This window comes from Cyanobium sp. A1C-AMD (assembly GCF_024346495.1).
Lineage (GTDB): Bacteria > Cyanobacteriota > Cyanobacteriia > PCC-6307 > Cyanobiaceae > Cyanobium_A > Cyanobium_A usitatum.
Genome location: NZ_JAGQDB010000009.1, coordinates 39,086 through 49,636 on the forward strand (window position 1 = coordinate 39,086; position 10,551 = coordinate 49,636).

Here is a 10,551-nt window from a genome sequence, read left to right on the forward strand (position 1 = left end):
TTATTCAAACCGTAGCCACGGTTGCCAAAGCCCAACCACACGGCTTGATAGTGATCAGGGTCCAAACACCGTGGCGCGGGCGGCTTTATGGTCGCGCCTCTCACTACCGCGAACTCACCGATCCATGGTTCTGCCAGCGCTTTTGCTTGAAATCGGCAGTCACCAAGCCGAAGTTGCTGAAACCCTGATTTCGGTGGGGGAGTTTCTAGTGATCTTCGTGGCGGCCAGGCTGCTGGCGGAGCTGATGGTGCGAGTGCAGTTGCCCACGATCCTGGGGGAGCTGGTAGCTGGCGTTCTGATTGGCGTTTCCGGTCTGCATTTGATCGTGCCGCCCGAAACCCAGGTCCAACTCAGCAGTTGGGGCTTGGGCTTGCTCAGCTCTCTGGCCGATCTCTCACCGGAAATGGTGCAGGAGATCTACGCCGAGACCTTCCCGAATCTGCAAGCGGTCTCCCAGATCGGTCTGTTTGCCCTGTTGTTTCTCACCGGACTGGAAAGCGAGCTCGAGGAGCTGGTAGCGGTGGGTGCCCAGGCCACCACCGTTGCCGTAACCGGGGTGGTGCTTCCCTTTGCCCTAGGCACTGCGGGCCTTTATTACATCTTCCATGTGCCCCTGATTCCGGCGATCTTCGCCGGTGCGGCGATGACGGCCACCAGCATCGGCATCACCGCCAGTGTGTTTGGTGAGTTGAAGTTTCTGCGCACTCGCGAGGGTCAGACGGTGATCGGCGCGGCCGTACTCGACGACATACTCGGCATCGTGATCCTTGCGGTGGTGGTGAGCCTGGCTGGCGGCGAGGGCTTCAGCCTTGGCCCGATCCTGAAGTTGGTTGCGGCGGCAGCGGTGTTTGTCGCGGCAGCCCTGTTCCTGAGCCGCACTGCTGCTCCTGGGTTCGACTGGCTGCTCGATCAGCTCAAGGCCCCTGGCGAAGTGGTCGTGGCGGCTTTCGTGGTGTTGTCGCTCTGCTGTTTTGTGGCCCAGGCGATCGGCCTGGAAGCCGCTCTTGGCGCTTTCGCTGCAGGCTTGATTCTCAGCTCTTCTAAGCACACCCATGCGATCCAGGACACCGTTAAGCCCCTAGTTGCCCTGTTTGCCACGATCTTCTTTGTGCTGATTGGCACGGGCATGGATCTGTCGGTGCTCAATCCGCTGAACCCTGAAAACCGGGAGGGATTGATCGTGGCGGCCTTCCTGCTCACCGTGGCGATTGCCGGCAAGGTGGCAACCGGCTGGAGCTATTTCAGCAAGGAGAAAACCAACCGGTTGGTGGTTGGTTTGGGGATGATGCCCCGGGGCGAGGTGGGCTTGATTTTTCTTGGCCTGGGTACCCAGGCAGGGCTGCTTACCAAGCCGCTGGAGGCCGCAATCTTGCTGATGGTGATCGGCACCACCTTCCTGGCGCCGATTCTGCTCAGACTGGTGCTGGGTGGCAGCGCTGGAGGTCCGGATCTTGATCCACTTGCCGAAATTCCAACCTGACCGCTGGGGCCTGAGTTGGGGGGGCTGGCTAGACAATCGCCACGGTGAGTGGTGGCTGCTCGCCCAGCTGGCCCTGATTGCCGCCCACCTGCTGCCCCTCTGGCCTGCCCCCGGTGCCTGGGGTTATGCCTGGCCCCTGCCGCTGGCCTTAGCCGGTGCCATTTTGCTGCTGCTGGGTCTGGTGTTGGCGGTCCAGGCGTTCTGGGGGCTGGGTTCCAGCCTTACGCCCCTGCCTGATCCGATTCCTGGCGCCCCGTTGGTGACAAGCGGGGCCTACGGCCGTTGCCGTCACCCCCTCTATCAAGCGGTGCTGCTTTGTTCCCTGGGGGTGAGTTTGGCCCTGGGCAGCCTGCTGCATCTGGCCTTGCTGCTGGCCCTGGTGGCCGTGCTGGGCGGTAAGGCGCGCCGCGAGGAGCGGGCCCTTGAGCTTGCCTATCCCGATTACGCCATCTACCGGGCCCGCACACCAGCAATCATTCCCCGTCTTCCCTGGCTCGACTGGCGAGCGCTGTGAACAGCCCCCAGCCTGCGGCGATCAGGCCGAGGCTGCTGGCCCAGTCGGGGCCCAGGGCCCAGCTCAGGCTCAGGTCGGCCAGCACCCCGATGGCCAGGGCTAGCAGCAAGCTGCTAATCACCAGCATCACCTGCTGGACAGGGCTCGGCAGGGAGCCCGCGGCCAGGGCTTCCTCCAGGCGCCCAAGGGGGCCGCTCAAGGGGAGGTACAGAGCTAGGGCCCACAGGGCGATCCCCGGCAGGAAGGGGCTCCAGTCAGGGCTGGTGAGGGGCAATGGCGCGCCGCGGATCTCCCTAGCATCGATCACCCTGGACACATCAAGGTGGCTTCCGTGTCTGCACCCCAGCCCTGGAGCTACGCGGGCCATCCAGTGCACGCCATCGCAGCGGCGCCAGCTGATCCCGATGGCCCCGCGATCCTGCTGGTGCATGGCTTTGGTGCTTCCACCGACCACTGGCGCCACAACATTCCCGTGCTGGCCCAGCGCCATGAGGTGCACGCCATCGACCTGCTGGGCTTCGGTCGCAGCGCCAAGCCGGCCGAGCTTGCCTATGGCGGCCCCCTCTGGCGCGACCAGCTGGCCGCATACGTGAGCGAGCGCATCGGCCGGCCGACGGTGTTGGTGGGCAATTCCCTTGGCGGGTTTTCAGCCCTGGCGGCTGGCGCTGCCCTGGGAGACCAGGCGGCCGGGGTGGTGCTGCTGAATGCGGCAGGGCCGTTCAGCGATGAGCAGGCGCCGCCTAAGGGCTGGGGAGCGATCACCCGCCAGACCATTGCGGGAGCCCTGCTCAAAAGCCCGGTGCTGCAGCGGTTGTTGTTTGAAAATTTGCGCCGGCCGGCCACGATTCGCCGCACCCTCAACCAGGTGTATGTCGACAAGACCAACGTCGATGAAGCCTTGGTGGAGGCGATCCGGCGGCCGTCGCTGGATCCGGGGGCATTCGGTGTTTTCCGCACCGTGTTTGATATCCCCCGCGGCCAGCCCCTCGATGAGTTGTTTGCCCAGCTGACATGTCCCTTGCTGTTGCTCTGGGGCATCCGGGACCCCTGGATCAACGCCGTGGGCCGGCGGGCTGCTTTCCAGCGCCATGCTCCTGCAGGTACCAGCGAAGTGGTGCTCGAGGCGGGTCACTGTCCCCACGACGAGGTGCCAGATCAGGTGAATGCTGCCCTGCTCGACTGGATCGCCGGCCTCAGCTCCGGGGCGGCTCCACTCCAGGCAGGCGACCGCGCGACAGTTGCTGCTTCGGGTCAAACTGCCGCTTGATCGCTTCGATCATGGGCCGCGATGGGGCATCCAGCCAGGCCGGCAGTTTGCTGCTGGCGGGCTGGCGTAGCACCGTCAGGAAGCCACCAACCTGCTGGCAATGGCGCCTGAGCGCCTCCACCTTGTAGGTCGGTAGGGCTGAGGCAGTTGCCCAGGCGAGACCTAAGCCACTGCCAGCCCCCAGGACCACCGGCAAGCCGGCCAGGGCTGGATCGTTGAGCAGAGCAGTCGCCTGGTTGGGGCGCACCGCCAGCCGCAGCAACCAGTCGCTGGACCCAGTTTCAGACCCTTGGCTTTGGCCTACCAGGCTTGCGAGTTCGGCGGGTTCAAGAGTTTGGGCCGTAATTGCCAAGGCAGCAGCCTTGGCGGCGATGCAGCCGATCTGCTCATTGAGAGTGAGGGCGTTGATGCTGGCCAGGCTGATCAGCAGTCCGGTGTCTTCTTCTTGGGGGCCAGGGGGGCGCCACCAGTCGATCCGCTCCGGGCTGAGGCTTGAGCCCAGCAGCCAGGCGGCCAGTTGGCCGAGGGCTTCGAGCGGCCCCGCCAGCTTCAGGCCGCGCCGCTGGGGTGGCTCCGGCATGGTGCGCAGAGTGAGGCTGCTGATCAGTCCTAAGGCTCCCCAGCTGCCCGCCATCAAGCGCATCAGGTCGTAGCCGGCCACGTTTTTCACCACCTTGCCCCCGGCCCGGGCGCGGGTGCCGTCGCTGCGGATCAACTCCAGCCCAATGATCTGGTCGCGCACGCCCAGATAGCGCTGACGCAGACCGCCGGCCAGGCCTCTTGCCACCAGGCCGCCCAGGCTGCCGCTGGCTTGGCCGTTTGGGCCGCTGCCCCAGGGCCAGTCAAGGGCTAGCCATTGCCTGTGGCGGGCCAGTTCGGCTTGCAATTCGACCAGGGGCGTGCCGGCTAGGGCCGTCACAGTGAAATCGCCAGGGCTGTGCTCCACGATGCCGCTCAGCCGCCTACAGCTAACGGTGGCGCTGGCGCCCATAACTGGCGGCCCCCAGTTGAGTCGGCTGCCCAGGCCGGCGGGTTGCCAGGGCGCAGCCTGCTGGTGCAGCTCGCGCACCAGCTCCTGCAGCTCCCTGGGCTCCGGAGTCATCACGGCACGATGGTGCCATGGCCGCCTCCTCCAAAATCATCGTCATCGACGATGACCCCACCGGCTCCCAGACGGTGCACAGCTGCCCGCTGCTGCTGCGCTGGGATGCCGCCACCCTGGCTGCGGGGCTGCGGCACCCTTCGCCGCTGCTGTTTCTGCTGGCTAACACCCGGGCCCTGGCGCCGGAAGCAGCCGCGGAGCGGGTGCGCCAGATCTGCCGGGCCCTGGCCGCGGCCCTGCCCCTGGCAGGCATTGAGCGTTGGTGGCTGGTGAGTCGCGGCGACTCCACCCTGCGGGGTCACTTCCCGTTGGAGGTGGAGGTGATCGCGGCCGAGCTCGGCCCCTTTGCGGCCACCTTGTTGATCCCGGCCTTTTTTGAGGGGGGCCGCACCACCGTGGAGGGGGTGCATCGCTTGCACGGCCAGCCCGTGCACGAAACCGCCTTCGCCCGCGACCGCCTGTTTGGCTACGCCAGTAGCGATCTGCCGGTTTGGGTGGAGGAAAAAAGCGGGGGCCGTATCGCCGCACACCAGGTCCAGCGTCTGACCGGCGCCGAGTTGGATTACGCCGCCGCTGATGGCGGCCAGGCCCTGGCGGAGCGATTGGCGGCCCTAGATGGCGGGCCCGTGGTAGCCGTTGACGGGGAGCGACCTGAGCAACTGGCCGCCCTGGCCCAGGTGGTGCGCCAGGCCTGGCCGCGGGCGGTGCTTTCCCAGTCGGCGGCTAGTTGGATCCAGGCCTTAGCGGCTTTGCCGCCCCAGCCCCTGGCTGGAGCTGCCCTGGCCCGGTTGCGCCGCTCTGAGCCAGGGCTGGTGCTGGTGGGCTCCCACGTGCCTTTGGCTGATGCCCAGCTCACCCAGCTGCTGACGGAGCCCCGCTGCGTGGGGCTGGAGCTGCCTGTCGCCAAGCTGGCGCGGCTGCTGGAAGGCTCCCTGCCGGAGCCCCTGCTGGCTTCCCTGGAGGCCGACTGGCTGGTTCAGTTGCGGCGGGTGCTGGCCCAGGGGCAAACGCCCGTGCTGTACACCAGCCGGGGTGAGCTCCAGTGCGCATCAGTGGCGCAGCGCCGCCGCTTAGGCGACGCTCTGGCGGCGCTGATGGCCCGGCTGGCTGCTGCCCTGGCCCCCCAGTTGGGTTACCTGATCAGCAAGGGGGGCATCACCACCCACACCCTGCTGGCCGATGGTCTGGCTCTGGCGGCGGTCGAGTTGAAAGGCCAGCTGCTGCCTGGGCTTTCCTTAGTGCTGGCTGATCTGCCAGAGCCTCTGCCGGTGCTCACCTTCCCCGGCAACCTCGGTGATGGGGACACGCTGCGGCTTGCCTGGCGCTGGATGGAAGGCTTGGCAACCGCGGATTAACTCGTTTCCTCTGCTAAAGGTCGTCGCTCCGCCAACAGGCAGACGCCGTAGCCCGTGGCCACGAGGGCTAGGGCGGCAAGGCTGCTTAGCCAGTCGTTGGCCGTACTGCCCATAAGGAAGGCCAGGGATACCGCCGTGATCAGTAAGGGGGACACGGGGTAGCCCCAGGTGAGAAAGGGGCGGGGCAGCTCCGGCTCCCGCTGGCGCAGGGTCACCAGGGAGGCAATGCCCGCCAGCGGCAGGCTCACGTAGAGCACGGCGCCCATGGTTAGCAGCCGCTCGAAGGAGCCGGCCAGCACTAGGGCCGCGGCGGCAGTGCTGGTGAGCAGCAGGGCCGCGCTCGGGGTGCCGCCCCCGTTCACTTGGGCAACAAAGCTCGGCAGCAGGCCGTCGCGGCTGAGACCAAACAAAATGCGCGGGGCGGCCATCACCACGGTGTTGATCAGGCCCAGCAGGGAGACCAGCGCTAACGCGGTGATCAGTAGGCCACCCAGCGGCCCAGCCAGGGCGCGTGCGGCGGCGGCGGCCGGCAGGTTTGAGCTGGCCAGCTGGGCGATCGGCAGCACATGCAGCAGGGCCAGGTTGATCAGCAGATAAAGCACCAGCACCGCCAGAACCCCGCCGATCAAGGAGCGGGGTAGATCTCGCCCCGGCTCGCTGAATTCTTCAGCGAAATAAACGGGGCTGGCCCAGCCGTCGTAGGTGGTGATCACTGCCTGTAGGGCCAGCACCACTGCCAGGCTCAGGCTCCGCCAGTCCGCGATCGCTGTGGGCGCAGGCGGTGGTGGCGCGATGGGGGGCGCCGCCTGGATGGGCAGTAGGAAGCAGGCCGCCACCAGGGCCAGAAAGGCCACCGCCTTGGCCAGGCTGAGTAATTCCTGGCTGGCGCTGCCGGCCCGCAGGCCTCGCAGCTGGATCAGGCTGAACAGGCCGATGGCCAGCAGCGCCAGGATTCGGGCCGTGTAGGGCCCCTGGGGGATCGCGGCGGGCAGCAAGGCCTGGCCGTATTCCCCCACGGTGGTGGCCACCCAGGCCAGGCCGATGCAATGGGCCAGCCAGTCGGTCCAGCCCACCAGAAAGCCCACGCGCTTGCCGAAGGCCCGCTCGGCGTAGATGTACCAACCGCCGGCCTTCGGCAAGGCTGCCGCCAATTCGGCTATGCACACCGCCCCCACCAGCGCATAGAGACCGCCGGCCAGCCAGGCGGCCAGCACCAGCTCCGCTGAGGGCAATTGGGCTGCCACCAGGCCCGGAGTGCGCAGAATGCCGGCCCCGATCGTGCCGCCTACGGCACCGGCCAAGCCAAAACCCACTCCCAGAATGTTTAGTAGTCGGCCTTTAGGGGCCTGGTTGTCTGGCGGCTGGTCGGGGATGGGTTGGCTCAACCGCTGTAGCTCTGCTCCAGCAACTGCATCGGATGCAGCACCGGGATCGGCTGGGGCAGCTCCTGCAGGTGGCGCCGGATCTGCAGGCTGCAGCCGATGTTGGCGCTAACCGCCAGCTCGGCTCCGGTGCCGGCTAGGTCTTTGGCCTTGAGCTGCCCAAGGGCGGCGGCCTCCTCAGGCTGCACCAGGTTGTAGATGCCGGCGCTGCCGCAGCACACTCCCGCTTCCGTCGCTTCGCGCAGCTGGATGTGGGGGATGGCATTGAGCAGGGCCCGGGGCTGGCTGCTGATGCCCTGGCCATGCAGCATGTGGCAGGCGTCGTGATAAGCCAGTCGGAGCGGGCGTTTGGCGCTGGCTGGCTCGCCGTCAGCGTGGGTAAGGGGCTTAAGGGCGGCGAGGAATGGCTGGCTTAGGCCGAGATCGGCGAGAAACTCCTGAATATCCGCGACCGGGGCGGAGAAGCTGCTGCCGGTGAGCCGCCCGTAGGCCTTCATGGTGTGGCCGCAACCGGAAGCAGCCACCAATACGGCGTCGAGAGGCCCGGCCCCGGCGGGCTTGCCTGGGCCCACTACGGCCTCGAAGCTTTGGATCAAGCCGATTGCCAGCTCGTTGGTCTGGCTGAGTTCTCCCTGGTGGTGGGTCACGGCGCCGCAGCAGCCCTGGCTGGGCGGAATCACCACCTCGATGCCGTTGGCGCTCAGCACCTGCACGGCGGCCTGGTTCACGGCTGGATCAAATAGACGCTGGACGCAGCCCAGCACCAGCCCTACCCGGGCGCGGCGAGGACCCTGGGCGGGCACTACCAGGGGGAAGTCGTCGCGGAAGCCGGCCGGCGCCAAGGGAGGTAGCAGCTGATCGAGGGCCTCCAGCTGGGGGCCGAATAGGCGGGTGATCCCACTGCGGCGGGCCAGGGCCTGCAGGGGGGTGCCGGCGTAAAGGCGCAGCGGCGTGAGCAGGGCCCGAAGCCGCGCAGGGTAGGGAAGCAGGGCAAACAGCAGCTTGCGAAATGCCTGCTGGGCGGAGCTGCGCAGCTCAGGCGCGTTGAGCTGGGGGCGCGTGGCCTCGATAAGTTGGTCGTAGCGCACCCCTGACGGACAGGCGGTTACGCAGGCGAGACAGCCCAGGCAACTGTCGAAGTGTTTCGCCACGGTGGCATCGAGGCTCAGTTCACCGTTGGCGATCGCCTTGAGGGTGTAAATGCGGCCCCGGGGTGAATCCATCTCCGTTCCCAGCACCCGGTAGCTGGCGCAGGTGGGCAGGCAGAAGCCGCAGTGCACGCAGGGGTCGGTGTTCATCCGCCGAAGTGGCGGATCACAGAATCAGCAAAGCCACTGCAGCTCACCGGCTCCACAGCAGGCTCCATCAGTCGGGCCAGGTCGTAGGTCACCTCGCCATTGGCGATGGCGGCGCTCAGGCCCGCAGTGATTAGGTCGGCGGCCTCCTGCCAGCCCATGAACTCGAGCATCATCACGCCGCTGAGGATCACCGAGCCGGGATTGATGCGATCAAGGCCGGCGTGCTTGGGAGCGGTGCCGTGGGTGGCCTCGAAGATGGCGGCGTTGTCGCCGATGTTGGCGCCGGGGGCCATGCCCAGGCCTCCCACCACGGCTGCGGCCGCATCGGAGATGTAGTCGCCGTTGAGGTTGAGGGTGGCGAGGATCGAGTAGTCCGCGGGGCGAGTCTGGATCTGCTGAAAGATGCTGTCGGCGATGCGGTCGTCGACAAGCACCATCTGCTTCCAGTTACCACCGCCGTGGCTGGCGCCGATGGCATCGAGCACGCCCTGCACCTCGGCATCAATGGCGGCTTTCTTCTCGGGGGTGAGGCTGTCGTAGCCGGGCTCGATCATGCGGGAATTGGCCTCGATGCTCAGGCCGGGATTGCGCTCGACGTTGTCCAGAATCCAGCTCTCCCGCTCAGTGATGCAGACATCGCGGAATTCGGTGGTGGCCAGCTCGTAGCCCCAGTCCCGGAAGGCACCTTCGGTGAACTTCATGATGTTGCCCTTGTGCACCAGGGTCACGTGGCGCTTGTCGCCCTCCAGGCGCAGGGCGTGCTGAATCGCCTTGCGGATGTGGCGCTGGCTGCCGTGCTTACTCACGGGCTTGATGCCGATGCCGGAGCCCGCTGGGATCTGGCGCTGGCCCAGCTTGCCGTTGGCTGGGATCACCACTTCATTGAGGTGCTTGATCAGATCGAGGCACACCGGATCGTTGGCTTCCCACTCGATCCCCATGTAGATGTCTTCGGTGTTTTCGCGATAGACGATCACGTCCAGGTCTTGCGGCCGCTTGTGGGGGCTGGGGGTGCCCTCGTAGTAGCGGCAGGGGCGCACGCAGCAGTAGAGATCAAAGATCTGGCGCAGGGCCACGTTGAGGGAGCGGATGCCGCCGCCGATCGGTGTGGTGAGGGGCCCCTTGATCGCCACGCCGTACTGCTTGATGGCGCTCAGGGTGTCTTCCGGCAGGTATTGATAGGTGCCGTAGAGGTCGCAGGCCTCATCGCCGGCGTACACCTTGAACCACTCAATCCGGCGCTCACCGCCGTAGGCCTGGGCCACCGCCGCGTCCAGCACTTTCTGGGTGGCGGGCCAGATGTCTACGCCCGTGCCATCGCCGCGGATGAAGGGAACAATCGGATCGTTGGGCACGATCGGTTGACCGTTTTCGAAGCGAATTGCGGTGCCGCTGGCGGGGGTGGTGAGCTTCTCAAAGCTGGCGGCGCTACGGGTTGCCATGGGCTGTTACTGACCGGATCGGCCTTATCGGTGTGGCGAGCCTAGGTTTTAGGCATGTTGCGGTTCTGCTCAGGGGAAACGGCATGAATGCCGCCGATCAGGCCCAATCCCTTGAACTTGCCCAGGCAATCGCTGCGGCGGCGAGCCTGTTTCGCGTCCACTTCCCCGATGCCCGAGCCAACCTCACCCCCTGGCGCGACGACGCGCTGACCCGTGCCTTTGCCGAGCAGGAGAGCCTGGATCTCTCCTTTCACCTACCGGGTTGGAGTCCCCGCAGCCAGTGCCGCTCCTTTCTGGTGCAGCTGCGCCTGGACGGGGCCCCAGGGCGGAGCAGGGCTGAACGCCCTCGCCTGCTGGGGGTGACGATCAGGGGACTCACCTACGAGAGCGAGCGCTGGCGGCTGGCCACCGTGGGCGACTGGCAGCCGTCAGGCAGTCATCTGCCCCAGGCCGAGGTGGCGCAGAAGTTGCAGCAGTTTTCCCGGGAGCTGTTTGATCTGTTCGGTGGCGCCGAGCAGGCCGATCAGAACCTGGCGGCGTAACCCTTCGCAACCTTGCCAGGCGCCTCGGTAAAACTCCCGCCTAACTTGGCTCCTCGCCCGTACAACGTCCCCGTCAGATGGCCGTCGCCCTTGCTTCCCAACTGCGTGAAGGCACCAAAAAGGCCCACACGATGGCGGAGAACACCGGCTTCGTGAGCTGCTTCCTTAA

The 10,551-nt window shown here is 66.4% G+C and carries 11 protein-coding genes; 6 read left to right on the forward strand and 5 right to left on the reverse strand.

Features of this window, described 5'->3' with window-relative positions:
• Nucleotides 1-124: 124 nt before the first annotated feature.
• Nucleotides 125-1,480, forward strand: a complete 1,356-nt coding sequence (locus KBY74_RS03095) for a cation:proton antiporter (RefSeq protein WP_254941456.1) — start codon at nucleotides 125-127, stop codon at nucleotides 1,478-1,480.
• Nucleotides 1,461-1,994 (forward strand): isoprenylcysteine carboxylmethyltransferase family protein, encoded by a 534-nt coding sequence (locus KBY74_RS03100; RefSeq protein WP_254941457.1) that lies wholly within the window; start codon nucleotides 1,461-1,463, stop codon nucleotides 1,992-1,994. The genes KBY74_RS03095 and KBY74_RS03100 overlap by 20 nt, the downstream gene beginning before the upstream one ends.
• Here the strand turns inward: KBY74_RS03100 and KBY74_RS03105 are convergent.
• Nucleotides 1,954-2,301: a hypothetical protein gene (locus tag KBY74_RS03105; RefSeq protein WP_396123073.1), complete on the reverse strand. Its 348-nt coding sequence runs from the start codon at nucleotides 2,299-2,301 to the stop codon at nucleotides 1,954-1,956. The two genes, KBY74_RS03100 and KBY74_RS03105, sit on opposite strands and share 41 nt — an antisense overlap.
• A gap of 24 nt (nucleotides 2,302-2,325) precedes the next feature.
• On the opposite strand from KBY74_RS03105, the gene KBY74_RS03110 reads away from it, so the two are divergent.
• Nucleotides 2,326-3,261 (forward strand): alpha/beta fold hydrolase, encoded by a 936-nt coding sequence (locus tag KBY74_RS03110; RefSeq protein WP_396123075.1) that lies wholly within the window; start codon nucleotides 2,326-2,328, stop codon nucleotides 3,259-3,261.
• Here KBY74_RS03110 and KBY74_RS03115 read toward each other — a convergent pair.
• Nucleotides 3,188-4,363, reverse strand: coding sequence for an FAD-binding oxidoreductase (locus KBY74_RS03115; RefSeq protein WP_261360234.1), 1,176 nt, complete (start codon nucleotides 4,361-4,363; stop codon nucleotides 3,188-3,190). The two genes, KBY74_RS03110 and KBY74_RS03115, sit on opposite strands and share 74 nt — an antisense overlap.
• Before the next feature lie 17 nt (nucleotides 4,364-4,380).
• Between KBY74_RS03115 and KBY74_RS03120 the strand changes: the two genes are divergently transcribed.
• A complete protein-coding gene (locus tag KBY74_RS03120) occupies nucleotides 4,381-5,718 on the forward strand; it encodes a four-carbon acid sugar kinase family protein (protein ID WP_254941459.1) in 1,338 nt (445 codons plus the stop codon).
• Here KBY74_RS03120 and KBY74_RS03125 read toward each other — a convergent pair.
• The 3 genes from KBY74_RS03125 to KBY74_RS03135 are packed head-to-tail and all read right to left on the reverse strand — an operon-like array spanning nucleotide 5,715 to nucleotide 9,840.
• The gene (locus KBY74_RS03125; RefSeq protein ID WP_254941460.1) at nucleotides 5,715-7,103 is read right to left on the reverse strand and encodes an APC family permease; all 1,389 of its coding nucleotides are present in this window, start codon (nucleotides 7,101-7,103) and stop codon (nucleotides 5,715-5,717) included. The two genes, KBY74_RS03120 and KBY74_RS03125, sit on opposite strands and share 4 nt — an antisense overlap.
• Nucleotides 7,100-8,398, reverse strand: a complete 1,299-nt coding sequence (locus KBY74_RS03130) for a (Fe-S)-binding protein (protein ID WP_254941461.1) — start codon at nucleotides 8,396-8,398, stop codon at nucleotides 7,100-7,102. Before KBY74_RS03130 ends, KBY74_RS03125 begins: the two co-directional genes overlap by 4 nt.
• The gene (locus tag KBY74_RS03135) at nucleotides 8,395-9,840 is read right to left on the reverse strand and encodes an NADP-dependent isocitrate dehydrogenase (RefSeq protein ID WP_254941462.1); all 1,446 of its coding nucleotides are present in this window, start codon (nucleotides 9,838-9,840) and stop codon (nucleotides 8,395-8,397) included. The genes KBY74_RS03130 and KBY74_RS03135 overlap by 4 nt, the downstream gene beginning before the upstream one ends.
• An 83-nt stretch (nucleotides 9,841-9,923) precedes the next feature.
• Between KBY74_RS03135 and KBY74_RS03140 the strand changes: the two genes are divergently transcribed.
• Nucleotides 9,924-10,382 carry a hypothetical protein gene (locus KBY74_RS03140; protein ID WP_106632949.1) on the forward strand — a complete coding sequence of 153 codons (459 nt, stop codon included), beginning with the start codon at nucleotides 9,924-9,926 and terminating at the stop codon, nucleotides 10,380-10,382.
• 77 nt (nucleotides 10,383-10,459) lie between these two features.
• Nucleotides 10,460-10,551: biliverdin-producing heme oxygenase (locus tag KBY74_RS03145; RefSeq protein WP_254941467.1), on the forward strand; the 92-nt coding region annotated here is incomplete at its 3' end.

Coding starts and splice junctions, on each gene's coding strand:
- KBY74_RS03120 (WP_254941459.1), top strand. CDS start 4,381: ATGGCCGCCTCCTCCAAAATCATCGTCATCGACGATGACCCCACCGGC.
- KBY74_RS03135 (WP_254941462.1), bottom strand. CDS start 9,840: ATGGCAACCCGTAGCGCCGCCAGCTTTGAGAAGCTCACCACCCCCGCC.
- KBY74_RS03095 (WP_254941456.1), top strand. CDS start 125: ATGGTTCTGCCAGCGCTTTTGCTTGAAATCGGCAGTCACCAAGCCGAA.
- KBY74_RS03130 (WP_254941461.1), bottom strand. CDS start 8,398: ATGAACACCGACCCCTGCGTGCACTGCGGCTTCTGCCTGCCCACCTGC.
- KBY74_RS03115 (WP_261360234.1), bottom strand. CDS start 4,363: ATGACTCCGGAGCCCAGGGAGCTGCAGGAGCTGGTGCGCGAGCTGCAC.
- KBY74_RS03140 (WP_106632949.1), top strand. CDS start 9,924: ATGAATGCCGCCGATCAGGCCCAATCCCTTGAACTTGCCCAGGCAATC.